Origin of the sequence: Pantoea graminicola (assembly GCF_048452665.1) — a bacterium.
Taxonomy (GTDB): domain Bacteria; phylum Pseudomonadota; class Gammaproteobacteria; order Enterobacterales; family Enterobacteriaceae; genus Pantoea.
This window is the reverse complement of sequence record NZ_JBLWSJ010000001.1, coordinates 782139-807835: the sequence shown is the minus strand read 5'-3', so window position 1 is coordinate 807835 and position 25697 is coordinate 782139. Positions and strand designations below refer to the sequence as shown.

Sequence of the window (25697 nt, the reverse complement as noted above, 5' to 3'; positions counted from 1 at the left end):
GCATCCGCTGCGCCCGGATAATCATTAACCAGAGAGGATGGTGAATGCCTTCACATGAAAAAACACGTCACAAGGAGTTCTCGCTGATATTGCCCCTTATCACGCTGGGAATACTCTATTTCTTTGGTGCTGACACGTCATTCCCTGTCGTGGTCGGCATCAACATTGTGGCGCTGATTGCCATTCTGAGCAGCGCATTCAGCGTGGTGCGTCATGCAGACGTTCTGGCTCACCGGCTCGGTGAACCCTATGGCTCCCTGATCCTGAGTCTCTCCGTGGTGATCCTGGAAGTGAGTCTGATCTCGGCGCTGATGGCGACCGGTGACGCTGCGCCCGGACTGATGCGCGACACCCTTTATTCAATCGTGATGATTGTGACCGGCGGGCTGGTAGGCTTCGCGCTGCTGCTGGGCGGTAATAAATTTGCGACGCAGTACGTGAATCTGGCGGGGGTCAAACAGTATCTGATTGCGATCTTCCCGCTGGCGATCTTAGTGCTGGTGTTTCCCAATGCGCTGCCGGGCGGCAACTTCTCTATCACGCAGGCGCTGCTGATTGCCGCCATTTCTGCGGCAATGTATGGCGTCTTCCTGCTGATCCAGACCAAAACCCATCAGAGCCTGTTTGTTTACGAGCATGAAGATGAGAGCGATGACGGCGATCCGCATCATGGCAAGCCTTCCGCACACAGCAGCCTCTGGCACACTGTCTGGCTGATCGTTCATCTGATTGCGGTCATTACCGTGACCAAAATGAATGCCAATACGCTGGAAAACCTGCTGACCGAGATGAATGCCCCGGCGCAGTTCACCGGCTTCCTGGTGGCGCTGCTGATCCTCTCACCAGAGGGACTGGGAGCAATCAAGGCCGTGCTGATGAATCAGGTGCAGCGTGCGATGAACCTCTTCTTCGGCTCGGTGCTGGCGACCATCTCGTTGACCGTTCCGGCGGTGACCATCATCGCGACGCTGACCGGGCAGGAGCTTATCTTCGGGCTGGAGCCGCCGCAGATGGTGATCATGATGGCGTCGCTGATCCTCTGTCAGATCTCTTTCTCCACCGGCCGCACCAATGTGCTGAACGGCGCCGCGCATCTGGCGTTGTTTATCGGTTATCTGATGACCATCATGCTCTAGAGCCAGCCGGCGACAGACGAAAAAAAAGAGCGATTTCTCGCTCTTTTTTTTACCGCAACGCTTACTTGCTGGTATCGAGTTCTGCGAAGCTCTTGACCAGATCGTCAATCGCTTTCATCTGCACCAGGAACGGCTCCAGCTTATCCAGCGGCAGCGCGGACGGGCCGTCGCACAAGGCGTGGTCCGGGTCCGGATGCGCTTCGATAAACAGGCCAGCGATGCCAACGGCCATACCGGCACGCGCCAGCTCAGCCACCTGCGCGCGACGACCGCCTGATGCCGCGCCAAAGGGATCGCGGGTCTGCAGCGCGTGGGTCACGTCGAAAATCACCGGGCTGTTTTTGGTGACTTTCTTCATCACGTTGAAGCCGAGCATATCGACAACCAGATTGTCGTAACCGAAGTTGCTGCCGCGGTCGCACAGGATCACTTTCTCGTTGCCGCCTTCAGCGAACTTGTCCACAATGTTACCCATCTGGCCAGGGCTGACAAACTGCGGCTTCTTGACGTTGATAACCGCGCCGGTTTTCGCCATCGCTTCCACCAGATCGGTCTGACGCGCCAGGAAGGCAGGCAGCTGGATCACATCCACCACCTCAGAAACCGGCTGCGCCTGCGCAGCTTCATGTACGTCGGTGATAATTTTTACGCCGAAGGTCTGCTTCAGCTCCTGGAAAATCTTCATTCCCGCTTCCAGGCCCGGGCCACGGTAAGAGTGAATTGAGGAGCGGTTCGCCTTGTCAAAAGAGGCTTTGAAAACGTAAGGAATACCGAGTTTACTGGTGACGGTGACGTAATGTTCGCAGATGCGCATTGCCAGGTCGCGCGACTCCAGCACGTTCATTCCGCCAAACAGCACAAATGGCAGATCGTTTGCTACGTTGATCTCGCCAATACTCACGACTTTCTGTGTCATGCCCTTTCCTTTTCTGGGGGTCCGCTTAGTGCAGCGTGACCTGTTTTTGTTCGATTGCGTGAATCTGAACTTTGATCATCTCGCTGACCGGGTCTTCAGGACACTGCTCAACGAAGTAGTTTAAATCATTCAGAGCGATATGTTCGCACTCCAGCTGCGCGTAGATCAAACCGCGATCGCGGATTTCGTAGGGATCGTCAGGATCGATGCGCAGCAGCACCTGACTGACGTTCAGCGCCAGCTCCATCTTCTTCTCTTCCATCAGCGCCGCTTTCAGCGTGTCGAGCATTTTGCGCATTACGGTGACGGTTTTGGCTTCGTCGAGATCGTCGTCATACAGGCGCGCTGTCGGGCTGATGTTGCCCTTGAGCCACACTTCCAGCGTATGCCGGTCGAGCGTTTCACCATTAAACGGATTAATCATCCACTTATCGCCATCGATCCAGTCGGCGCGCAGAATCAACTGCGTCGGGAAGATCACCGGCATCAGCGGCAAATCCAGCTCAGCGGCGATATGCAGCAGAATAACGCCGAGTGAGACCGCCGTGCCCTGACGGGTCTTCAGCACATTGTCGATCCAGAGTGCATCGGAGAGATTGTAGACGCCGCTGGCACCGCCAAATCCCCACTGACGATAAAAGAGCTCCAGCAGCTTTTCGAGCTGCAGGTCGGCATCTTCGGTATGGCTGACGTAGTCACGGGCTTCGGCCACTAATGCCGCAAGTTGTGCTTCCACCGACAGCGCCGGAAAATCGGACCGGATGGCAAGCGTGGCGCCAATCACCGCTTCACACAGCGGTGTCTGGCTGAAATCTAATTGGTCGGTCGAGGTCATGCTATCCCCATAACGGCATTTTGGTCAGCGCCAGCGTAATGATGGTCACCAGGGCGATTAAGGCGATCAGAAAAGCGATCCATCGGGTGCGATCAGTACGTGGACGGCGACTCAATGCCACAAATCCTAAGGCGATGTAGATGATAACCGCTAAAAGCTTCTCCGTCAGCCAGCTTCCTTGCGGTGTGAAGGGATAGAAGTGCGTTATCAGCACCAGCAGGACGCCGGTCACCAGCAGCAGCGTGTCATTGGCGTGCGGCAGAATGCGCACCCAGCGGCGGGTCAGCATCGCCGACCCCTGCCGCAGCCAGTAAAAACGCAGCAGGAACAGCGTCACGGTGATCCACACCGTCGCCAGGTGCAGATTTTTAATCAGAGGATAAAAAGCGGCCATTATCAATCCTTTTCAGAGCGCAGTGACGGAGGGAACTGCCCCAGGGTCACGCGCGGATTGCCGCCGTAATCCTGGAGGGTTTCAACGGCGTGATAGCCGGTCTGTCGCATCAGCGCAGCCACCGCCTCGCCCTGCTGCCAGCCATGTTCCAGCAGCAGCCAGCCGCCCGGCAGCAGCCAGTCGGGCGCCTGTTCAATGAGCGTACGCAGATCCGCCAGTCCCGCCTCCTCCGCCACCAGCGCGCTGCGCGGTTCAAATCGCACATCGCCCTGCTCCAGATGAACATCGCTGGCGTCAATGTAGGGGGGGTTACTGACAATGAGGGTAAACCGCTGCGGTGGCAGCGCCTGAAACCAGTGGCTGAGCAGGAAGCGGGTATTGCTCAGGCTCAGATGCTGCGCGTTGCTCTCTGCCAGCTCAACCGCGGCCGGGATCCGGTCAACGCCGGTTACCTGACAGTCGGGCCGCTCGCTGGCCAGCGCCAGCGCAATCGCGCCGGTACCGGTGCCCATATCCAGAATCGTCGCCGGGGTTGCGGGCAGATGGCGCAGCGCCTCTTCCACCAGCAACTCCGTATCGGGACGCGGGATCAGCGTGGCGTCATTGACCCGCAGGGGCAGCGACCAGAACTCGCGCTCACCCACCAGATGCGCTACCGGCTCACCCCGTGCACGACGCGCCAGCAGGCTCTCCAGCTGCGCGAGCTGCGCTTCGCTGAGCACCGTTTCATCAAAGGCGATTAACCAGCTGCGGGACTTACCGGTCACAAAGCCTAACAGGATCTCTGCGTCACGCTTAGGGCTGTCACCACCGCAGAGCGTGGCGACGGCCTGTTTCAGCCAGTGACGAATATCCATCAATCCTGACCAGCCAGCGCCGCCAGCTGATCCGCCTGGTACTCCTGCACGATCGGCTCAATCAGGCTGTCAATCTTACCTTCCATCACTTCATCCAGACGGTAGATGGTCAGGTTGATGCGGTGATCGGTAACGCGGCCCTGCGGGAAGTTATAGGTACGGATACGGTCGGAACGGTCGCCGCTGCCTAACAGGTTGCGGCGGGTGCTGGCTTCGGCAGCCTGACGACGGGCCATCTCTGCGGCGTGAATACGCGAACCCAGCACCGCCAGCGCTTTGGCTTTGTTTTTATGCTGGGAACGTTCATCCTGACACTCCACCACGATGCCGGTTGGCAGGTGGGTAATACGGATCGCGGAATCGGTGGTGTTAACGTGCTGACCGCCCGCACCGGATGAGCGGAAGGTATCGATTTTCAGATCCCCGGCGTTAATCTCGGGCAGTTCCGCTTCCGGGATCTCTGGCATTACAGCGACGGTACAGGCGGAGGTGTGGATACGGCCCTGAGATTCGGTTTCCGGCACGCGCTGCACGCGGTGTCCGCCCGACTCAAATTTCATGCGGCCATAGGCCCCGTCGCCGGTAATACGGGCAATCACCTCTTTGTAGCCGCCATGCTCGCCTTCATTGGCGCTGACGATTTCCACACGCCAGCGACGCGCTTCCGCATAGCGGCTGTACATACGGAACAGATCGCCGGCAAAAATGGCGGCTTCATCACCACCGGTTCCGGCGCGCACTTCCACGAAACAGGCGCGCTCATCATCGGGATCTTTCGGCAGCAGCAGAACCTGCAGCTGTTGCGCCAGCGCTTCGCTCTTCTCGCGCGCTTCCTGTAACTCTTCCTGCGCCATGTCGCGCATTTCCGGGTCATCCAGCATCTGCTGCGCGGTGTCGATATCGTCCTGCACCTGCTGCCAGTCGCGGAAACAACGGCTCACGTCGGTCAGCTGCGCATATTCGCGTGACAGCGCACGGAAACGCTCCTGATCGGCGATCACGCCAGCATCGCCCAGCATCGCTTCCACTTCTTCGTGGCGCTCCTGCAGTGCTTCCAGTTTGGCAACTATAGAGGTTTTCATTTAAATGTGGGATTCCCGTAACAGGTGGCGACAGCGTTGTGCCTAATCGAGACCCAGGCTGTCGCGTAAAATCTGCAGGCGTTCATTATCGCCGTCGCGGGCGGCCTGCTGAAGTGATTTGGTTGGGGCATGGATTAAACGGTTGGTCAGCTTGTGCGCCAGTTCCTGCATGATTTTCTGCGGATCGCCGCCCTGTTGCAGGGCCTGCAGCGCACGGCCTTCCAGCTCAGCGCGGATTTCATCCGCCTGAGAGCGGTATTCACGGATGGTATTGACCGCACCCTGCGAGCGCAGCCATGCCATAAATTCACTGCTTTCCTGCACGACAATGTTTTCTGCCTGCACCGCCGCCGCTTTACGCTGCGCCAGGTTCTGCTCGATAATCGCCTGCAGATCGTCCACGCTGTAGAGATAGGCGTTGGGCAGGTCGCCCACTTCCGGCTCCACATCGCGCGGTACGGCAATATCGACCAGCAGCATCGGTTTGTTGCGTCGCGCTTTCAGGGCGCGCTCCATCATCCCCTTGCCGATAATCGGTAACGGACTGGAGGTGGAGGAGATAATAATGTCCGCTTCGGCCAGGCGGGCGTCGATCTCTGCCAGCGTGATCACCTCAGCGCCCACTTCTGACGCCAGCGTTTCGGCGCGTTCGCGGGTCCGGTTGGCGATGATCAGGTTTTTGACCTGATGTTCACGCAGATGACGCGCCACCAGCTCAATGGTCTCGCCCGCGCCCACCAGCAATACGTTGACCGATGAGAGAGATTCGAAAATCTGACGCGCCAGGGTACAGGCGGCAAACGCCACCGACACCGCATTGGCCCCGATATCGGTTTCCGTGCGGACGCGCTTGGCGACCGAGAAAGTTTTCTGGAACATGCGTTCCAGTTCGCTGCTCAGCGCCTGACCGCGTGAGGAGTCCGCAAAAGCTTTCTTGACCTGACCCAGGATCTGCGGCTCGCCGAGCACCAGTGAATCGAGTCCGCTGGCAACGCGCATCAGGTGGCTGACAGCCTCGTTATCCTGATGCCAGTAGAGGCTGTTGCGCACATCCTCTTCATTCAGCTGATGATAATTGCACAACCAGCTCACCAGACGCGCCTGTAAATCGGCCTGCTGCTCTACACTCAGGTAGAGCTCGGTCCGGTTACAGGTGGACAGCACCACACCGCTCTGCACCATTGGCTGTGATAACAGGCTGTTTAATGCCTGCTCAAGCGTCTCCGGCCCGAACGAAACACGTTCGCGCAGAGCAATGGGGGCGGTCTTGTGGTTGATTCCGAGAGCGAGCAGCGTCATGGTAGTTTTGGTTGGGATGTCCCAATAATGTCAGGGTTTTGTGATGCGCATTCTACAAGATGCGGCAGATCAAGAAAAGCCATACAAAGGCTATGACTGTAATAAGATTAACCTGATCAACCGCAATTTGCTGCATAACAGCATTGACGGTTAAAACCGGGACGGTTAGCGTTATCCGTTACGAATAATCAATGTGTCCGAGGAGATGACCACTTGATGCTTACTTCACCACGCAATCTGTTGCGCCTTTTGCCCCTTGCCAGCGTTCTGCTGGCGGCCTGTAGCGTCAACAAACCGCAAGGTCCCGGCCCCAGCGTCACCGCGCCACAGTGGCAACAGCATCAGCAGGCGGTCTCAAAGGTCACGCATTATCAGACGCGCGGCGCCTTTGCCTACCTCTCCGACAGGCAGAAGGTCTACGCCCGCTTCAACTGGCAGCAGACCGCGCCCGATCGTTATCGCCTTCTGCTGACTAACCCGCTCGGCAGCACCGAACTGCAGCTGGATGCGCAGGGTTCGGTGGTGCAGATCGTCGACAACAAGGGCAAACGCTACGTCAGTAACGATGCGCAGAAGATGATCTCCCAGCTCACCGGCATGAATATTCCGCTGGCGAACCTGCGCCAGTGGATGATGGGCCTGCCGGGTGACGCCACCGACTACCAGCTTAACGAAAACTATCAGCTGCGCAGCCTGAACTACAGCCGCGACGGTCAGAGCTGGCAGGTTTCCATCGCCGGTTACGACAGCAAGGTCACCCCGCCGCTGCCCTCCAGCCTGGAGCTGAAAGAGGGTGACCAGCGTATCAAACTGCGTATGGACGGCTGGACCGTTCAATGATTACCCACTGGCCCGCTCCGGCAAAACTGAATCTTTTTCTCTATATCACCGGCCGTCGTCCCGACGGCTATCACAACCTGCAGACGCTGTTTCAGTTCCTCGATTATGGCGACCGGTTGCAGATCACCGTTGATGACAGCGATGCCATTACGCTGTTAACGCCGCTGCCGGGCGTCGCGGATGCCGACAACCTGATTGTGCGTGCCGCGCAGCGGCTGAAACAGGCGGCGCAGGCGAAAAACAGCCTGCCTGCACGCGCGGGCGCGCAGGTTGCCATCGAAAAGCAGCTGCCCATGGGTGGCGGCCTGGGCGGCGGCTCTTCGGATGCAGCCACCGTACTGGTCGCGCTGAATCATCTGTGGCAGACCGGTTTTACCCCGGATGAGCTGGCGGCGATCGGCGTGACGCTGGGCGCAGATGTGCCCGTGTTCGTACAGGGCTTCGCGGCCTTTGCGCAGGGCGTGGGCGAAGAGCTGCAGCCCGCCGCGCCGGAAGAGAAATGGTATCTGGTCGCCCACCCCGGCGTTCACATCAGCACGCCGCAGGTGTTTAACGATCCTGAACTGACACGGGATACACCATCGCGCAGTTTATCGGCGCTTTTAGCCTTACCCTTCACCAATGATTGTGAAGCAGTGGTAAGAAAACGTTTTCGTGAGGTTGATGAGCTTGTTTCCTGGCTGCTAGAATACGCGCCGTCACGCCTGACTGGCACAGGCGCTTGTGTGTTTGCTGAATTTGACACCGAGTCTGCTGCCCGCCAGGTGCTGGAGCTTGCCCCGCAGGGGGTGCGCGGATTTGTAGCCCGGGGCGTAAACGTTTCGCCGCTACAGCGCACTCTGCAGGGCGATTAGCGAATGCGTGACAGTGTCACCACGTTCCGGACACTGCACCTTTCGCATCAACACACCCGTGTGAACGCTCATGATTGTATGCGCCGGTTACAATCATGCCGTTCATTCTCTGGACGCAAAGCCTGAGGTTCTTCTCGTGCCTGATATGAAGCTATTTGCTGGTAACGCCACCCCGGAACTAGCACAACGTATTGCCAACCGCCTTTACACCAGTCTGGGAGACGCCGCTGTCGGTCGTTTCAGTGATGGTGAAGTGAGCGTACAGATTAACGAAAATGTACGCGGTGGTGATATTTTCATCATCCAGTCCACCTGTGCTCCCACCAACGATAATCTGATGGAACTGGTTGTGATGGTCGACGCGCTGCGTCGTGCTTCTGCTGGTCGTATTACCGCAGTCATCCCCTACTTTGGTTATGCCCGTCAGGATCGCCGCGTGCGTTCCGCGCGTGTACCTATCACCGCCAAGGTAGTGGCAGACTTCCTTTCCAGCGTCGGAGTTGACCGTGTTCTTACGGTTGACCTGCACGCCGAGCAGATCCAGGGCTTCTTCGACGTCCCGGTTGATAACGTATTTGGCAGCCCGATCCTGCTGGAAGATATGATGCAGATCGGTCTGGAAAACCCGATTGTTGTTTCTCCCGATATTGGTGGCGTAGTACGTGCCCGTGCTATCGCTAAACTGCTGAACGACACCGATATGGCCATCATTGATAAACGTCGCCCTCGCGCGAACGTTTCTCAGGTGATGCATATCATTGGTGACGTTGCTGGCCGCGACTGCGTGCTGGTCGACGACATGATCGACACCGGCGGCACGCTGTGCAAAGCGGCTGAAGCGCTGAAAGAGCGTGGTGCTAAACGCGTATTTGCCTACGCCACGCACCCGATCTTCTCCGGCAACGCCGTTGAAAACCTGCGTAAGTCGGTACTCGACCAGGTGATCGTCTGCGATACCATCCCGCTTTCTGAAGAGATCCGGTCCCTGCCGAACGTCCGCACGCTGACCCTGTCTGGTATGCTGGCCGAAGCAATTCGCCGCATCAGCAACGAAGAGTCTATCTCGGCCATGTTCGAGCATTAATCTTAGCTAAACCGGGCCCCGTGCCCGGTTTTTTTTGCCCGCTCCCGGATTAACGCGCTCCCTTTTCGGATATTCGCGCGATAAATTTCCTTAAAACCGCCGCTTTTTGACGCCTCTCACTCTTTTCATAAAACCCGGTGTTCCCCGCTTCTGCCCTGTAGCATTAAATGGTAATTTGCAGCGCCATTTCTCATCAGAAACCCATCACCATGCGCCTCGATATTTATACTTTGTTTGTCTGCGAGCTCTATGTACTGGGGTTTCTGAGCATTATCATGGTGTTCGCATGGCTGGGTTCGCAGCGCGATCGCGTGCTGGGGTTTACCAGCCTGTCGCTGATCTTCACCCTGCTCTCCGTGTTTCTGAGCAGCCTGCGCAGCAGTGGTCTGCATTTCCTGCCGGTGGCTGTCGGCAACGTTCTGGTGATGCTCGCCTACGGCACATTGCTGAATGCGTTCCGGCACTTCTGCGGTAAACCAGCCGGTCATCACTGGCTGCTGGGTGCCCTGCTCTGGGCGCTTCTCTGCTGTTTCCCGGCGTTCTACGACAGTCTGCCCAGACGGGTGGTGGTACTCTGCATCGCCTGCATCCTCTATACCGCGGCACTGATTCAGCTGATGTGGCAGGCCCGCGAGACCCTGAGAGTCACCTTCTGGCCCGCACAGTTACTGCTGTGGATCCATCTGCTGTTTCATCTGGCGCGTCTTTTTCTGGATAGCGCGATCCCCAGCTCAAAGCCGGGGGCGATTGGCGGTTCAGACTTTTCGGTTTATGTCATCCTGGAGTCCATTCTGTTTGTCATTGGTCTGGCATTTACCATTCTGGCCATGGTCAATGAGCGGATGCAGATAGCGCTGAAACAGACTTCACTGCATGATCCACTTACCAGCGTGTGGAACCGCCGCGCTCTGTTTAATGAAGCGGAGAAGATTGTGATGCGATGCCGGCGACAGAACCGCCCCTACAGCGCCATCCTGTTCGATCTGGATCATTTTAAAAGCATCAATGACCAGTATGGCCATCAGCAGGGGGATAAAGTCTTGATTCATTTCTGCGAGGTTGTCAGAACGCTGTTACCGGCTGAAGGACGCTTTGCCCGTATGGGCGGTGAGGAGTTTGCGGCGATACTGCCGGCGGCGGCAAGAGAAACTGAAATCTGGTGTGAAGCGATTCGCCTGGCGGTCTGTGCATCACGGCCCGACGCTGTCGCCTATTCGGTCAGCATCGGCTTTGCAACGGTTACGCATCCGCAGCAGGGATTTGATGATTTACTGGCACTGGCGGACGCGGCGCTCTATTACGCTAAGGCCAGCGGCCGGAACCGCACCGCGCAGCATCCGCTACCAGTTACTGGTAATTAATGGTGGGAGTTGGGTGACCGACGGCAGCGTTTATCGTAATGACGCAGCCAGTAGTAGCGATCTTCCACTTTTTCACGACCACTGACGCGTGCCCCCACCAGCCACAGCAGTGCGCCAATAAAGATGCTCAGGATGGCACCCTGCGCCAGGATCTGCGGCATGTTCAGGGCAGGCAGCTGGTTCGCAATGGAGACGCCCACGCCCAGAACCATCGTGACTAATCCCAGTACCATCAAACTGTTACCCGCCATACGGCAGTGTTGATGTTTCATGCTGAACCTCCATCCATACAGGTTAAGAACCGCACACAATGTTAAGTGTCATAAGTTTAGGCAATGGCTGACCTGAACGTTGCGTACTGGATCACACATCAGCCATAAAGGATTGCGTGGCCCTGAAGGCAGCCTGTTGATTCAGATAGAAAATGATTAATCACTGCAGTGAACCATTTCACTGCTTCGGCTTTGTCATCTCGTCTGTGGCGCAGTAAACTAACGCCCTTTCGCAATAACAGCAGGATAATCATTGTGAGCAGCATTAAACTGATTGTAGGCCTCGCCAATCCGGGCGCTGACTATGCCGCCACGCGTCACAACGCGGGTGCCTGGTATCTGGATTTACTGGCTGAACGTCACAATCAGTCACTGAAAGAGGAAAGCAAATTCTATGGCTACACCGCTCGCCTGGCGATAGCCGGAGAAGATGTGCGCCTGCTGGTGCCGACCACCTTTATGAACCTGAGCGGCAAGGCGGTCGCGGCCATGGCGACCTTTTATCGTATTGCCCCGGAGGAGATTCTGGTGGCGCACGACGAACTCGATCTCCCCCCTGGTGTGGCAAAGTTCAAGCAGGGCGGCGGCCACGGCGGTCATAACGGCCTGAAAGACATCATCAGCAAACTGGGCAACAACAACAATTTTCACCGCCTGCGCATCGGCATCGGCCATCCTGGCGACCGCAACAAGGTGACCGGATTTGTGCTGGGCAAGCCGCCAGCCAGCGAGCAGAAGCTGATCGATGATGCCATAGATGAAGCGGCGCGCTGCACCGAACTGTGGCTGAAAGAGGATCGCATCAAGGCGATGAACCGGCTGCACGCCTTCAAACCGGCTTAAACGCCCGAATCATCGCGTTTCCGTGTATAATGCGCGAAATTTTCCATTCGTCTCCGACAGTTCGCCCTCTGGCGCACTGTCCATCCAGTCATAAAGGGTATTAAACCATGGGATTCAAATGCGGTATCGTGGGCCTGCCGAACGTCGGTAAATCCACTCTGTTTAACGCGCTGACCAAAGCGGGTATCGAAGCGGCTAACTTCCCCTTCTGCACCATTGAGCCAAACACGGGCGTAGTGCCAATGCCTGACCTGCGTCTCGATCAGCTCGCTGAGATCGTGAAGCCGCAGCGCGTGGTACCAACTACCATGGAATTTGTCGATATCGCCGGTCTGGTGAAAGGCGCGTCGAAAGGCGAAGGCCTGGGCAACCAGTTCCTGACGAACATCCGCGAAACCGAAGCGATTGGCCATGTCGTTCGCTGCTTTGAGAACGACAACATTATCCACGTCGCAGGTAAAGTGAACCCGGCGGAAGATATTGACGTGATCAATACCGAACTGGCGCTCTCCGATCTCGACACCTGTGAACGTGCGATTCAGCGCGTGCAGAAGAAAGCCAAAGGTGGCGATAAAGATGCGAAGGCCGAACTGGCTGCGCTGGAGAAGTGCCTGCCGCACCTCTCTGAAGCGGGCATGCTGCGTTCGCTGGACCTGGATGCGGATGAGAAAGCCGCCATCCGCTACCTGAGCTTCCTGACGCTGAAGCCGACCATGTACATTGCCAACGTCAATGAAGATGGTTTCGAGAACAACCCCTATCTGGATCAGGTTCGCGCTATCGCCGAAGCAGAAGGTTCGGTTGTGGTGCCGGTGTGCGCTGCGGTTGAGTCGGACATCGCTGAGCTGGAAGATGAAGATCGGGACGAGTTTATGGCTGAGCTGGGACTGGAAGAGCCAGGCCTGAACCGCGTGATCCGCGCCGGTTACGCCCTGCTGAACCTGCAGACCTACTTCACCGCAGGCGTGAAAGAAGTTCGTGCATGGACCATCCCGGTCGGCGCGACGGCACCACAGGCTGCCGGTAAAATCCATACCGACTTCGAGAAGGGCTTTATCCGCGCCCAGACCATCGCGTTTGAAGACTTTATCGCCTTTAAAGGCGAACAGGGCGCGAAAGAAGCCGGCAAGATGCGTTCAGAAGGGAAAGAGTACATTGTCAAAGATGGCGATGTGATGAACTTCCTGTTTAACGTCTGAGTTAAGCTTGCTGGATTCATAAGGTTTCATTGAATCTCGTCAGGTCAGCGAAAATCGTTTAAATCCACGCAATTGCGTGGATTTTTTTACTTTCAGATTCGAAAGAAAAATTGATGATATGGAGGAAGTGGCGAAACGGCTGTTCCGCTATGACAGAACATGGAAAGATAGGCGTTATTTAATACGACGCTGCCGGACAACGCAGGCGAGGCGCTGTGTCCGGCAGTTAAAAGCAAACATAATGAAATCCTGACCATTGACTGATGTATTTCGCGACCCTGTAGCAGGAGTTAAGATGCCAAAAAGCACGTTACTGCTATCAGCGGTTATGCAGGACACTTTTATCATTTTTTTCACCCGTTAGTGTCTTTTTTAAGTACACAAGTTGTTTCAGAGCGACCTGAAAAACTGTAAAATCAGGCTTATCTAAGGCTCTTTGATTAGTGATATCAATAGCATCATTAATGTAGTCTAAAGCAGTATATTCTTATTTGTTCATTATAAACCCAACATGCACTTTTCTTGTTTAAGAGCAAAGGCAGATCTTGAATTAAAAGTCACTGGACCTGCCTTATTACAAACAGAATGTATAAAGTAAGCCAAAGACAGACCTTGTATTCACCAAATAGAAAACCTTAAAACTATATTGATTCAAAATCTTCCTTGCTAACTTCATTTATTACGTACTGCCCTGTATCTTCCTTTTTTTCCCGAAAGATTTTTTAACATTTCAATATCGATAGAACGGAAATAAATATATGGATTTACAATGAAGAATCTTTCGACATCAACTTTTTAATTACCTTCACTGAACATAACCTTCATTAGATATCATTCGTCATTAACCCTATAAAGAATAAAATCCCAGGGGTTTTTTTAATAATTTTTTCCTGGTCATGATACTAATCTACATTATTGAAAAATCAGATATCCGCTCCTGTGCCACTTCAATAAAAAGATAACATGATTATTTTCTGTTGCGATATTGACTTTCATCAATCAATAACTGAATACTATTGAAAAGATGAGTACTTAGCAGCGAAAACCACAAATAAATAATCACAATGCACACTTATTCAGAGCGATTCACTTTATCAGTTCCTTCCCTGTCATATTGACCTGGGCCACTTCTTTAGGCTTATAAGCATTGTAATTCCTCCTGATATCATCAGCTAACCGATCGAGTGCTTCAAAATCCCTTGCTTTTATCAAAGAGTCTATATCCAGCAGAAAATCTTTACTCACATCAAAATGAGAGTTTTTATAAAAATTAGGAAATAAAACACTTACTACAAATCCTTCATTAGTTTGCAAAACTGCATAGTTTCCCTTGCTGACAAAGATTAAAGTTCCGTCACTCATATATTTCTCCAGTCTTAAAATCGAACACTTCGTAATCGACACCCTTTTGCATTCCCTTAGTCGATATGACAGCTTCCCAATCACCATTCGGTAGTTTTCCTCCAGGAAGCCATAAAGGATCCGTATACCTTGCGCCCCATTCATTGCCACTTGGAATCTTTGGATGTATTTTTCTCCAGGCATAAAATCAATACGCACGAGATTTCCACTTTCTAACTGTTCCGCAGGAATACCTAATATCTCTGAAATAACGTTAAAGTCACCATCAGATTCAGTAATTATTTTATTCATGTTTTTTGAAGAACTTACAAATTCTGACGACCACTCATCCGGTTTTCCGATGCCATATTTCTCATAATCAAGTTTAGCAAAAATCCTTGATGCGCCTTCTGAAAACTCTTTTGTATGGGACTCTATATATTTTGATGGCAAATAGGTTTCCGGCAGCGGCTTTTCTCCCTTAGGGATAGCGATTATCTCATCAAACTTCTCTTTGCTGACAGGAACACCATTAGTCTCACTGTTTTTCAGACCTCCACGCCAACTATCAAACTTCATGCCCCCCTTGCCACCTAACGCCCCACCGACGAAACTGCCTGCCAGCATAGACCATTTTTGTCCGTCAGAGCCTTCCCCGAACAGTCTGCCACCGACCCAATTACCGGCGTAACCGCCGCCCATTGCGCCGGCTAAGCCTAGCAGCGCAATAGCAGGTGAAGCCAGGACCGCAACGGCAGCAGTACCGATGCCCATCATTACCCAGTTTACCCAGCCGGGGATTTCAGGGTTGATATCGTCAGTCTGAAGTTTACCTCCACCAATAAATACATTGGTGGAACCGCCAGATATCTCCGCACTGCAGGTTAAACGGTCTCCAATGCGAGCGGCAGGAAAATTGTTGATAAAAACCTTATCTGATCCTTCAGCAACCCGTTGCGATGAGCCGCTATGCTCATCGCAGTCGCCTTTGGACAAATGTGCACGTATCGCTGCTCTGCTGTTGGTGAAAACATTCGGCGAGCCGGATAACAGTTTGCCCGTATTATGACGCGGAGCCCATGACATGCTTCCAAGCACTTCGCCCACGCCTCCGGCTGCACAGGCACCGGCCGCGCCGCAGAGACTGCAACCAGAGCTGCTCCACCAGTCACAACAACGGCTGCCGCACCCAGAATTGCACCACCTACTAAACCAGCGATCATCCAGCCTTTGGAAGCCGTATGGGCTATCTCGTCCTAATCTCTGGCAGCATTGTATTCAGCCATAATTTATACATCCTTGTGTCTCTGTAGAAACGCAAGGATTTGTTGTTCGCTGGCGAGATCTGCGGGTCCTTTAAAAGCTTTTGCCACACCAGGAATATCTCTTAAAGATGATTTTTTTCTATGTGGTGATGTCCATAATGCATAGCGTAATGGCTCTTCATTATTTAAGGCGGCGATATGTAACGGGCTACCCGCTGAGTCGAAGAACAGATAACTGCCATTCAGTGCCCTTTTCAAATCAACATTCTGATAGAGTAATGTCACCGTTTCATGTGCGATAAGCACTTTAGTATCGTTGTCGAAAGAAAAGAAAGTCCCCGAAGCATCAGCGGCTACAGGTTCCGGCTCAGGGCCAGATTCGAGAGAATTAAACTCAATACTGCCAACGATTTCCTGATATTGCTTAGAATAATAATCGCTAAAACGCACAGGACACGTTCCTATATAGCAGACAATTCTCTTATCCCCGGCCTCATCATCAAGTAAAACAATGGATTTTTTTTGCCAGATCTCAACACCGTCATTATCAAAATGATAAAAACGCTCAACAGCGGGTAGATTATCTATCTCGACCAGTTGGGATGTTACATTTACGAAAGCGGGAACAGTGACACTCATCTCATCAATAATTCTCGCAGCCACTTTTTGCACAGTATCGTCATGGACAGCAGATGCTGCGAGACACCACAAAGGTAAATTCGCTCGCATTATTTTCGCTGAGCGTAAACAGATTCATTGTTCTGCCTTTGAATATATCAGGCAATTGAATTAATGCTTCCTAGAGTATAGGTGGCCATTTTTATCCTTCATTATCTTTTGTTGACGACGAGAAGTAGCTTTCAATTTCATTTTTTATTTTATCTTTATGTCCGCTACCTGGCGCAATTATTGAAGCACTTCCTCCTTCAGGATTTAAATGTAACTCCCCCCCCTTAGTGTTAATCACACCATTATTATCGACGGTGAGATTAAAGTTTTTGCCAATGAAATTAATTGCGCCGTCTTTAGTTAACTCTATTGCGCTTAGGCCACACTCAATCCGTAAAGTATCTCCGGCTGCAATTGTGTTAGAAGCAAAAGCCTGTTCAGTACGGTTGCCGGTTGTCAGCGTCTTGCTGTTTCCCTGAGTCACGAGAGTGTGATCGCCCTCTACCCGAGTCTCATTATTAGCACCCACCGAAACTGTCCGATTGTTCAGAGCACTGTGGCTGGCATCATTTTTAACATGCGTATACATGTTCTTCTGCGCCTGAATCTACAGGTGTTCCTCACCTGTCCATCGGTGCAGAATTTTTCATCCACTATGGAAATCTTTATAAATAGCTAATCAGACGCATTCATCTCCCACTGGCAGCGATCATATGCGAACCTGAATTCTATAGTTAACTACCATACCAGCCAACAATTTTCTCTTTAATAGAATTTAAAAAAGAAATATTAGTAACTATGACATGAATTTGAGTACCATTCACCTCTTTATCATACTCGCTTAATGAATCAGCATTTTCGTCTAAACAACCTTTATAATATCGCCATTACTTTTTCGCGCTGAAAATATTGGATTGCCATCCATAAACGGCTTTCCATTTGAAAAATTAGTGTTGTAACATGGGCAATCGACAGGTTTTTCAAAGTTTATAACAAACCTTTTAAAAAAGACTCAAGCGCTAAATACACATCCTCATCTTCAAGATAATTATTAAAAATATTTACCACAAAATGCTTTCCCAGAAATAATCTCAATATCTACACGTTCGTGCTGAGCGTCCTTCACCATAAATGTTTTACTCACAGGAGCATCACCACCTCCGCATTTACTGGCAGTACTTATAAAACTTCTCTGCCTTTTAAAATGCATCTTTTCTGAGTGCTATATCACATTTATTTACTTTACCTTTCAACTCAGTCATCATTTTTTAGCATCCTCTGCAGTAAGGGGATGTTCCTGGCTCCATGAAACAGACTTTCAAGAGAGGAGCCTTGTGCCTGAATTCGTCTTCGATGAGCTGCTGATAACCCTAGCGGATCCACCCAGCTCAGCGGATTCGGCGCATACTGATAAAGGTTAACCCCACCAGCAACCCCTATTGGGTCCTGGCTCACAAACCTGCCCGCATCCGGATCATAATAGCGAAAACGTTTATAGTGCAAACCTGTTTCCGCATCGAAATACTGGCCCTGATAGCGCAGCGGCTGATAAATCGGCTCTGCATTCTCCACTGCTGCCTGCTCTGTGCGCCAGATAAAATTGTAAGCGAAAGACCTGAAACGCCTCTACGATATAAGATGAACTGAGATTCGTACTCTATATCGATCTGTGCAGACTCATTTGTAACAGTTGAGAGAAGCTTTCATTAGGTCAGATCTAGACATGATATCATTAGACGTGTTTCTCCTTCAGCAGGCGGTCGCTGTTACAATTGCTGTTACAATTGCCGCAACAGCTGTCATTTCAGTGATTATCTTTATAAACACTCATCAAATCTCCGAAAGTAAAGAGATCTGGGCTTTATCAAATCTAATCAATTTAAAATCAGTGCTGAAAAAAATCACATCCACGCAAAAATTAAACTCTCATAACATATAAGAATAAAAGAGCGTATCCTTATTTTTATTTTCGAGTGACCAGCCACCCTAAAATAAATTATTTTTAAAATCTAACATTAAAAATATTTTAAAAATGATCATCCTCGCTATGCTGATAACATCGCTACAGAATGAAATACTATAAACATTAGCCATCGATATATACGCTACACTTTTGGAATATAAAGTCATCAAAAGAGAGAGAGATCTCCCAGCCATTTTTTTTCTGATGCATGTATCTTTTCCCTTCCTTATTCAAAACGTCAAGCTTAGCATAGGATGCCAAATTCCAATTAATAATATTAATATTACTACAACCTGAACCATTCAATTCAATTACAATCACATCATAATCTTCACCCCATACACCCCATTTACTTACATCCATTGCCGGCTTCTGCTTAATATGAATATTTAATGAAAGCCGACCTTGCACATCAAGCATGATCTGTCCAAGGTAAACGTCACTAACTATGCCTTCAGGATAAATTTTATTTAAAAATTCTTTTCTTTTTATAAATTCAAAGAGATTCATAGGTATTCCTCAAAAATTATAATGTCCGTGAGTGCCAGGAATACTACCAGTATTCAAGTTTGTAATTGGTCTCACATTGAAGTGAGGTTCAGCACCATGTAAAGGAGTAGCTTTTTCATGTCCCAAACTATGTTCTTGCAAAACTACAGTTTTGCCATTTTTAGCTTCAAAATGATACTGTCTTAGCTGGACTGGCATACCTTTTTTGTCAAGAACTTTTTTACTATAGCCGTCAAGTAAATCTACGCGATCAACTCGCGGTTGGCTATGCATTGGTATTCCTGCATCACGTTTAGCCTGCCTGAATGCATCCCTACGACTAACACCTTCATAAGTTGTTTTCTTATTTGGTGCACATTTAGTTAACCCAAGCGGATCCACCCAACTCAGCGGATTCGGCGCATACTGATAAAGGTTAACCCCACCAGCAAGCCCTATCGGATCCTGACTCACAAACCTGCCCGCATCCGGATCATAATAGCGAAAACGGTTATAGTGCAAACCTGTTTCCGCATCGAAATACTGGCCCTGATAGCGCAGCGGCTGATAAATCGGCTCTGCACCTTCCACTGCTGCCTGCTCTGTGCGCAGCGTATTACCCCAGGCACGATAGACGGCTCGCCAGACTACACTGCCGTCAGCACCAGTCAGCTCGCGTGGCAGACCTGAGACATCATTATGAAACCAGTGGATCTGTGTATCGTGCTCCGTTTCATCCTGCTGCAGACTGATCTGCGCCAGCGGAGCAAAGCTGTCATCCTCGTAAATCCAGATATGCCAACGTGAGCCTCTCTCTTCACTCAGCAGGCGATTACCTTCCCAGACAAAGCGCGTAATACCAAAAGCATCGCGTTTCCAGCTTCGGCGGCCAAACGCATCATAGCCATAGGTGGTCCGCTGTTCAGTTCCGTTGCGGGTACTCACCGATTCGGTCAGCTGATGTTCAGTATTCCAGACAAACTGCTGGTCTGTGATAGACAACTCGCCACACAGCAGTTAAACACATTGCTGCCCTAAGTCAGTGGCAGGTGGGAACCGGCGTCAGCCTGAAGGTGCTGGACGGCTGTCTGCTGCTGATCCCCGACAACCGCGAGGAGACCCGGCTGAGACACGAGCAGGCGCAGCTTGCACGACAGCGGCGCGAGATGGAGCAGACCCGCCAGCAGGCGCTGGCATTGCTGGCTCAGGTCAGCGGCTAAAAATAAAGCCGGAAGGATCACGGGGATCGCTTCCGGCTATTATCATTGGTTAGGCATCATTTTCAGCATACTGGATCAATCGTAAGCACTGATCTTTTATTGAAGGTTTCTGATCAAAGCTCGATAGCCAGCCTTCTAAAAACTCTTTTGCGAAGAATATTTCTATAAAATACTCTGCATTTATTTTTGCCGCTTGATCCGGCAGGCCACCATCATCTGGTTCAGTTGCGATAACAACCTCAGTGTCAGGTGTCCAGGGTTTTTTCGCATAAATTGTATCGTCGCTATCGAGGTTATCCAGCTGATTTATAACGTCAGTCAAAATCATTTTATTTCCCCCACACGGCGTACCTACCGTAACCATCAGGATGTAATATTTTCCAGAACTCACTACCAGGTGTGTGCTGGGAACGAGGAACCAACCGCATTAACCCGTCTTCAAGTTCATGGTGCCATGTCCAGCCTGTCGGAGGTTGTCTTGGTGCCAGCCCAGTAGGCGTACGCTCCAGATTTATTCCTACCCTTTCATATTTTGTGCAAAGTCTTTATCAGACTCCATCGCTTTCAATAGCGATTCGTTTGCCTCTTGAAAATGTCGGCCACGTGAAAAACCAGGATAGGAAGTTTTAAAAAGTTTCATTTCATAGGCGGTGGAATAAGCCGAAGGTGGTTTACCAGCACTACATTTTGTCAACCCCAGCGGATCAAGCCAGTTCAGCGGATTAGGCGCATACGCGTAGAGATTTAAGCCCCCGCCAGCCCTATCGGATCCTGACTCACAAACCTGCCCGCATCCGGATCATAATAGCGAAAACGGCTATAGTGCAAACCTGTTTCCGCACCGAAATACTGGCCCTGATAGTGCAGCGACAGATAAATCGGCTCTACACCCTCCACTGCTGCCTGCTCTGTGCGCAGCGTATTACCTTAGGCACGATAGACGTCTCGCCAGATTAGACTGCCGTCAGCACCAGTCAACTCGCGTGGCAGACCTGAGACGTCATTATGATACCAATGGATCTGTGCATCATGCTCTGTCTCGCCCTGCTGCAGACTGATCTGCGCCAGCGGAGCAAAGCTATCATCCTCGTAAATCCAGACTTGCTGGCGCGAGCCTCTAACCTCGCTAAATATTATATTTATACAAAATAATCAAATTATATCATTCCTATTGAAAGCCAAATCAATCCCATCTTATATCAGTATACGGGCTAATGTTTTCTATTGTCAGAAACTCCGATTCACAAAAGATAGAGCCCACCTCACTTTTTATGCTAATTGTAGATTTACCTTGAGAGCTATGAATATCCGGATTGCATATAATGTTAACCCTGGAGCAATTAGCATTAAATTTTTTTACTCCATCAAAACCCAGAACAATATTCATCGCATTATATCCATTACCATCCCATTTCTGTGGGTGTTTTTGAGGGATGCCTTTAATGCTGAACAAGAATCTGATGGATGATGTTTCATGAAAGTAGAATCCATTTAATTGGGCGTCTTTTAATTCAAAAACATCACCAAACATATGAGTTATTTTTTCTTTATGTAAAGCACATTCAAACCACATATCAACTCCTTATGGAAAATTATAATGACCGTGAGTTCCAGGAACACTACCGGTATCTAAAATTTTCCCAGTCACTGGTTCGACTGGCCTTACGTTAAAATGTGGTTCAGCACCATGTAAAGGTGTTGCTTTAGCATGTCCTAAACTATGCTCCTGAATTACCACAGTCGAACCATTCCCGTCTTTGAAATGGTATTGTCGAGTTTCAATAGGGATCCCATTTTTGTCTCTCATATAATCACCATATCCGTCACCTAATTTAGTTCTACTAACTTCGTAAGGCTGCTGATTCTTAGGTATTCCTGCATCACGTTTAGCCTGCCTGAATGCATCCCTACGACTAACACCTTCATAAGTTGTTTTCTTATTTGGTGCACATTTAGTTAACCCAAGCGGATCCACCCAACTCAGCGGATTCGGCGCATACTGATAAAGGTTAACCCCACCAGCAAGCCCTATTGGGTCCTGACTCACAAACCTGCCCGCATCCGGATCATAATAGCGAAAACGGTTATAGTGCAAACCTGTTTCCGCATCGAAATACTGGCCCTGATAGCGCAGCGGCTGATAAATCGGCTCTGCACCCTCCACTGTTGCCTGCTCTGTGCGCAGCGTATTACCCCAGGCACGATAGACGGCTCGCCAGACTACACTGCCGTCAGCACCAGTCAGCTCGCGTGGCAGACCTGAGACATCATTATGAAACCAGTGGATCTGTGCATCGTGCTCCATTTCACCCTGCTGCAGACTGATCTGCGCCAGCGGAGCAAAGCTGTCATCCTCGTAAATCCAGATATGCCAACGTGAGCCTCTCTCTTCACTCAGCAGGCGATTACCTTCCCAGACAAAGCGCGTAATACCAAAAGCATCGCGTTTCCAGCTTCGGCGGCCAAACGCATCATAGCCATAGGTGGTTCGCTGTTCAGTTCCGTTGCGGGTACTCACCGATTCGGTCAGCTGATGTTCAGCATTCCAGACAAACTGCTGATCTGTGTGACGGCCACTCTGCTTGCGCGTCACATTACCAAAGCCATCGTAGGTCCAGCGTTTGTCTTCATAAACCCTGAGTCGGTTGTCCTGCAGGGGCTGCGCCTGAGAATCACTCAGCAGATTATGCGCCGGATCAAAGGCAAAACGCTCATCACGCGCCCGCGTCATACGTCCCAGGGCGTCATATTCGTAGCGATGATCGCCCGTGTATTTATCCGTCATCTGCATCAGCTGGCCGTCGCGTCGCCAGACATATTCGCGTGCCACCGCTGATTGTGCCCCGCGGCTGGCGCGCTGGCTTATCAGCCGGCCCATCTCATCGTGCACATATTCGCTGGTGATTGCGCCCTGGGTGCGGCGCACTTCCCGGTGCAGAACGTCACGTTCACTTTCGCTGATGACCCGGTTACCCAGGTTAACCTGAACCCGATGTCCGCTGCCGTAGTACAACTGCTTCAGTTCCCGGCCATCCGGTAAAATGGTGTGCGTCCGGTTACCCAGCTCGTCATAGCTGTGGCGCAGTTCATAACGGTGCCCCCGAACCAGCGTCCGTTCAGTAAGCAACTGTCCGGCATCATCCCATTCGAGTTCAGAGCGTCCGCCGTGGTTGACACCTGCCGTGAGGCGTCCCAGTGCATCGTAACGATAGCGGGTACGTTGCCATGTCGCATCTCCACCGCGCGACACCAGCTTTTCCAGCAATCTGCCTGCAGCATCCCGCTCATAACGTGACTGGATGAGCGGCCCACTTCCATCGCCCTCTTCAATCCGTGTCAGCAGCCAGCCACTGTCATCATATTCATAACGTGTCCTGCAACCATCAAAGCCCTGCTCCTCTATCCTGTTATCCCGGGCATCGTAGCGGAATGTATAGCGCGCGCCATTTTCATTGATCAGTGCGGTCAGACGACGGGCCAGATCGTACTCATAGCCAATGCTATGACCAGAGGCATCCGTCCGCGTTAACGGCAAGCCGTCAGCCGCCAGCGCCCAGCGGGTTACCTGCCCCTGAGGATCCTGCCAGGCAATCAGCCGTTTCCAGCGGTCAAACTCAAAGCTTTCCGTTCCACCATCGGCATGCACAATACGCTGGGGCAGGCCATTCCATCGGTTATAGAACCGGGTATTATTTCCTGCCGCATCCGTCTGCTGCTTCATCCAGCCATATTTGTCATAGTCAAAGGTCGATGTGCGCCCTGAGCAATCGGTATGACTGATAAGAAAGTTGGCCTGGTTCCAGCATAATGTTTGTACGCCCGCCGCAGCATCACGTACCCTGACCAGATTGCCACGGTCATCATGGTTGTATTCTGTAATGCGTCCTATCTCATCCGAAAAACGGATTAAGTTTCCTGCTGTGTCGTAGATAAATTCACGTGTTCCGCCCAGCATGTTGGTCACACGAACCGGCGTGTTCCAGCGTTCGTGATAATCAAAACGTGTAGTCTGACCATCTGGCTCAATGATGGCCGTACAGTTGCCGCGTTCATCATAGCGGTAGCGCGTTATCCGGCCGCTCTGGTCGGTGAGTTGTGTCATCTGACCGCGGGCATTACGTCTGATACGGATATGCCCTTCCATCGCATCCTGATAGCCAATCAGTTCCTTATTGTCGTCAAAGTCATAGCGTGTCACGCGTCCCAGTACATCAGTGACCGTTGTAGTCTGACTGCCATATTCAAAACGCCATTCCCCGCCGAGGCTGTCGCGATGTGCCAGTACCTTTCCTTCAGGAGCATAGGTGTCATAGTGATAAAAACACTCCATTTCGCCCGTGCGACGATGCGCCACCATAATGTGGTTACGGTAACGGAATTCACGCAGCACCTCGTTGAGTTCGTTACGCACAGCGACCAAATCACCCTGTGGTGAATAATCGTAGTGACAGAGCACTTCAACATTCAGAGGATCTGAGGGGTGGCAGACACTGACACCGGTGATACGGTAAAAGGGAATACCTGCATCCGACTCAAATCGTGAAAAAGCGATATTGAATCGACGTCCGGCGCTGTCTTCAATCTGCACCGGCAGATGCAGGATGTTGTAACGAATATTAAGGCGGTTGCCGTGACGGTCGCTGATGGCGGATAGCAGCCAGCGGTCAGATTCAGTTTTATGTGTAAAGTGCCAGTGCTGACTTTCATCCGCAGAGGAAATACGGAATTCATCAGCCTGCGGCTGAGAAAGATAGAGTTGCTCATAGCGATGAAGCTGAGGCTGACGGCCCGGTTCGGGCAGAGGGAATTCTATTTCGCGGCCCTGTTCATCGATCAGGATCAGCAGCCCCGCTTTCTTACGGACTTCCTGTGAGAACGGTAACGACCAGCCTTGCCCCAGCCAGCCATTGCCGATTTCATCGGAAAAATAGTAGCGTTGCCAGTTAAGGGGAACCGAGGCTGGAAAAGAAAAATCATTATCTTCAGGACCGAATAACAGTTTGATACCCAGTACAGGGTTAACCGGACTACCAATCGCCATCTCGACCTGCGGCAGAGGCCTTGCCGGAATTTTGCACGGCTCAGTCTTTTTCTGCGCATGTCCTTTGTCACTGCCTCCTTTTCCGCTGCCCGCTTTCTTCGCGCTGATAACTTCATCAGCTTCTTTTTTAGCGGCTTTAGCTTCAGCTTTAGTGGCGGTTATTTCGGCTATAACGGCTGCTTTTTCTGCCAGTTCAGCACCTTCTTTTGCAATACCCTTGCCCACTTTCGCGGCTTCTACTGCTTTACCAGCCTTTGCTGCCAGCTTACCGGCTTTAAACGCTGCCCCACCACCGGGTACAAAGTTAGCCGCCGCCGATGCAGCTGAAAGTGCTGCGTTACCATAATCGCCTTCTGCGGTGTAAATTGCCGCGTTCGCGCCGTCAGCCACCGTGCCAACAATTGGAACTGCGCCTAACACGTCCAGACCGGTATGGACCCAGTCGCCATAACTGCTCCACCAGCTTTTCTTTTTCGGCGGGTTGGCACTGCCCGCCGCCACATGGCCTTGTGGCGCAGGCGCATATTGTAATTTACCAATCGTGTTTCCGGTTGCCATTGGAGCTCCGTGCGAAAATATACAGGTTAAAGAAGGATTTTTATGTTAAGCGTGCTTATTCAGATAAGGCATGCGATGCAGTTCAGGTAAATAGTTTCACCAGGTTCCGCTTAAGGATTTATTCATTGCGGCGAGAAAAAAAGATAAAGTAGCCAGATATTGTCAAAAGGATTTTTTAC

22 protein-coding genes and 6 pseudogenes are annotated in these 25697 nt (G+C 51.5%); 8 read left to right on the top strand and 20 right to left on the bottom strand.

The window, feature by feature from the left end; genetic code table 11:
• The first annotated feature begins 44 nt into the window (after positions 1–44).
• Positions 45–1136 carry a sodium-potassium/proton antiporter ChaA gene (gene chaA, locus ACNY69_RS03960; RefSeq protein WP_111140247.1) on the top strand — a complete coding sequence of 364 codons (1092 nt, stop codon included), beginning with the start codon at positions 45–47 and terminating at the stop codon, positions 1134–1136.
• A 61-nt stretch (positions 1137–1197) separates the two neighbouring features.
• Here the strand turns inward: chaA and kdsA are convergent, their stop codons facing one another.
• From kdsA to hemA, 6 genes are read right to left on the bottom strand one after another with little or no spacing between them, the layout of a single operon-like run.
• Positions 1198–2052, bottom strand: a complete 855-nt coding sequence (gene kdsA / locus ACNY69_RS03955) for a 3-deoxy-8-phosphooctulonate synthase (RefSeq protein ID WP_111140248.1) — start codon at positions 2050–2052, stop codon at positions 1198–1200.
• Between the two features lie 25 nt (positions 2053–2077).
• Complete coding sequence (sirB1, locus tag ACNY69_RS03950; protein ID WP_111140249.1) at positions 2078–2887, bottom strand: invasion regulator SirB1; 810 nt, start codon at positions 2885–2887, stop codon at positions 2078–2080.
• Between the two features lies 1 nt (position 2888).
• Positions 2889–3281, bottom strand: coding sequence for a SirB2 family protein (locus tag ACNY69_RS03945; RefSeq protein WP_111140250.1), 393 nt, complete (start codon positions 3279–3281; stop codon positions 2889–2891).
• Positions 3282–3283: 2 nt separating this feature from the next.
• Positions 3284–4138, bottom strand: a complete 855-nt coding sequence (gene prmC, locus ACNY69_RS03940) for a peptide chain release factor N(5)-glutamine methyltransferase (protein WP_367395426.1) — start codon at positions 4136–4138, stop codon at positions 3284–3286.
• Positions 4138–5220, bottom strand: a complete 1083-nt coding sequence (gene prfA / locus ACNY69_RS03935) for a peptide chain release factor 1 (protein ID WP_111140252.1) — start codon at positions 5218–5220, stop codon at positions 4138–4140. The genes prmC and prfA overlap by 1 nt, the downstream gene beginning before the upstream one ends.
• 42 nt (positions 5221–5262) lie before the next feature.
• On the bottom strand, positions 5263–6519 hold the full coding sequence (gene hemA, locus ACNY69_RS03930) for a glutamyl-tRNA reductase (RefSeq protein ID WP_128084708.1): 1257 nt from the start codon (positions 6517–6519) through the stop codon (positions 5263–5265).
• Between the two features lie 216 nt (positions 6520–6735).
• Here hemA and lolB point away from each other — a divergent pair, with 216 nt between their 5' ends.
• From lolB to ACNY69_RS03910, 4 genes are all read left to right on the top strand, one after another.
• Entirely contained in the window at positions 6736–7359 is a 624-nt protein-coding gene (gene lolB, locus ACNY69_RS03925; RefSeq protein WP_111140254.1) for a lipoprotein insertase outer membrane protein LolB, read from the top strand.
• Positions 7356–8213 carry a 4-(cytidine 5'-diphospho)-2-C-methyl-D-erythritol kinase gene (ispE, locus tag ACNY69_RS03920; protein WP_111140255.1) on the top strand — a complete coding sequence of 286 codons (858 nt, stop codon included), beginning with the start codon at positions 7356–7358 and terminating at the stop codon, positions 8211–8213. The genes lolB and ispE overlap by 4 nt, the downstream gene beginning before the upstream one ends.
• Before the next feature lie 136 nt (positions 8214–8349).
• Complete coding sequence (gene prs / locus ACNY69_RS03915; RefSeq protein ID WP_111140256.1) at positions 8350–9297, top strand: ribose-phosphate diphosphokinase; 948 nt, start codon at positions 8350–8352, stop codon at positions 9295–9297.
• Positions 9298–9506: 209 nt separating this feature from the next.
• Complete coding sequence (locus tag ACNY69_RS03910; protein ID WP_418797352.1) at positions 9507–10658, top strand: GGDEF domain-containing protein; 1152 nt, start codon at positions 9507–9509, stop codon at positions 10656–10658.
• Here the strand turns inward: ACNY69_RS03910 and ychH are convergent.
• Positions 10655–10930 (bottom strand): stress-induced protein YchH, encoded by a 276-nt coding sequence (ychH, locus tag ACNY69_RS03905; RefSeq protein WP_111140258.1) that lies wholly within the window; start codon positions 10928–10930, stop codon positions 10655–10657. The genes ACNY69_RS03910 and ychH overlap by 4 nt on opposite strands.
• A 255-nt stretch (positions 10931–11185) precedes the next feature.
• Between ychH and pth the strand changes: the two genes are divergently transcribed.
• Positions 11186–11773, top strand: coding sequence for an aminoacyl-tRNA hydrolase (gene pth / locus ACNY69_RS03900; protein WP_418797351.1), 588 nt, complete (start codon positions 11186–11188; stop codon positions 11771–11773).
• 107 nt (positions 11774–11880) lie between these two features.
• Positions 11881–12972, top strand: a complete 1092-nt coding sequence (gene ychF / locus ACNY69_RS03895) for a redox-regulated ATPase YchF (protein ID WP_111140260.1) — start codon at positions 11881–11883, stop codon at positions 12970–12972.
• 319 nt (positions 12973–13291) lie between these two features.
• Here ychF and ACNY69_RS03890 read toward each other — a convergent pair.
• The 8 genes and pseudogenes from ACNY69_RS03890 to ACNY69_RS03855 all read right to left on the bottom strand — a co-directional run.
• Positions 13292–13441 (bottom strand): annotated as a pseudogene (locus tag ACNY69_RS03890) (immunity protein Tsi6 family protein); the annotation flags it as partial.
• A gap of 617 nt (positions 13442–14058) precedes the next feature.
• Positions 14059–14334, bottom strand: coding sequence for a hypothetical protein (locus ACNY69_RS03885; protein WP_367395422.1), 276 nt, complete (start codon positions 14332–14334; stop codon positions 14059–14061).
• A pseudogene (locus tag ACNY69_RS03880) lies at positions 14327–15536 on the bottom strand (PAAR domain-containing protein). Before ACNY69_RS03880 ends, ACNY69_RS03885 begins: the two are co-directional and overlap by 8 nt.
• Positions 15537–15602: 66 nt before the next feature.
• Entirely contained in the window at positions 15603–16250 is a 648-nt protein-coding gene (locus tag ACNY69_RS03875; RefSeq protein ID WP_418797350.1) for a DUF1795 domain-containing protein, read from the bottom strand.
• A gap of 148 nt (positions 16251–16398) precedes the next feature.
• Positions 16399–16854: a bacteriophage T4 gp5 trimerisation domain-containing protein gene (locus ACNY69_RS03870; RefSeq protein WP_418797369.1), complete on the bottom strand. Its 456-nt coding sequence runs from the start codon at positions 16852–16854 to the stop codon at positions 16399–16401.
• A 752-nt stretch (positions 16855–17606) separates the two neighbouring features.
• A pseudogene (locus tag ACNY69_RS03865) lies at positions 17607–17807 on the bottom strand (RHS repeat-associated core domain-containing protein); the annotation flags it as partial.
• A gap of 526 nt (positions 17808–18333) precedes the next feature.
• Positions 18334–18720: a hypothetical protein gene (locus tag ACNY69_RS03860; RefSeq protein WP_418797349.1), complete on the bottom strand. Its 387-nt coding sequence runs from the start codon at positions 18718–18720 to the stop codon at positions 18334–18336.
• A 9-nt stretch (positions 18721–18729) separates the two neighbouring features.
• A pseudogene (locus ACNY69_RS03855) lies at positions 18730–19692 on the bottom strand (RHS repeat-associated core domain-containing protein); the annotation flags it as partial.
• A 56-nt stretch (positions 19693–19748) separates the two neighbouring features.
• Here ACNY69_RS03855 and ACNY69_RS03850 point away from each other — a divergent pair.
• Positions 19749–19919, top strand: a pseudogene (locus ACNY69_RS03850) (SymE family type I addiction module toxin); the annotation flags it as partial.
• 49 nt (positions 19920–19968) lie between these two features.
• Here the strand turns inward: ACNY69_RS03850 and ACNY69_RS03845 are convergent.
• The 5 genes and pseudogenes from ACNY69_RS03845 to ACNY69_RS03825 all read right to left on the bottom strand — a co-directional run bounded on the left by ACNY69_RS03845 (position 19969) and on the right by ACNY69_RS03825 (position 25518).
• A complete protein-coding gene (locus ACNY69_RS03845) occupies positions 19969–20247 on the bottom strand; it encodes a hypothetical protein (RefSeq protein WP_418797348.1) in 279 nt (92 codons plus the stop codon).
• A 1-nt stretch (position 20248) separates the two neighbouring features.
• Complete coding sequence (locus tag ACNY69_RS03840) at positions 20249–20407, bottom strand: HNH endonuclease (RefSeq protein WP_418797368.1); 159 nt, start codon at positions 20405–20407, stop codon at positions 20249–20251.
• 188 nt (positions 20408–20595) lie between these two features.
• Positions 20596–21059, bottom strand: a pseudogene (locus ACNY69_RS03835) (RHS repeat-associated core domain-containing protein); the annotation flags it as partial.
• Between the two features lie 43 nt (positions 21060–21102).
• The gene (locus tag ACNY69_RS03830; RefSeq protein WP_367395417.1) at positions 21103–21492 is read right to left on the bottom strand and encodes an Imm50 family immunity protein; all 390 of its coding nucleotides are present in this window, start codon (positions 21490–21492) and stop codon (positions 21103–21105) included.
• Between the two features lie 9 nt (positions 21493–21501).
• Positions 21502–25518 carry an RHS repeat-associated core domain-containing protein gene (locus ACNY69_RS03825; RefSeq protein WP_418797347.1) on the bottom strand — a complete coding sequence of 1339 codons (4017 nt, stop codon included), beginning with the start codon at positions 25516–25518 and terminating at the stop codon, positions 21502–21504.
• Between the last annotated feature and the right edge of the window lie 179 nt (positions 25519–25697).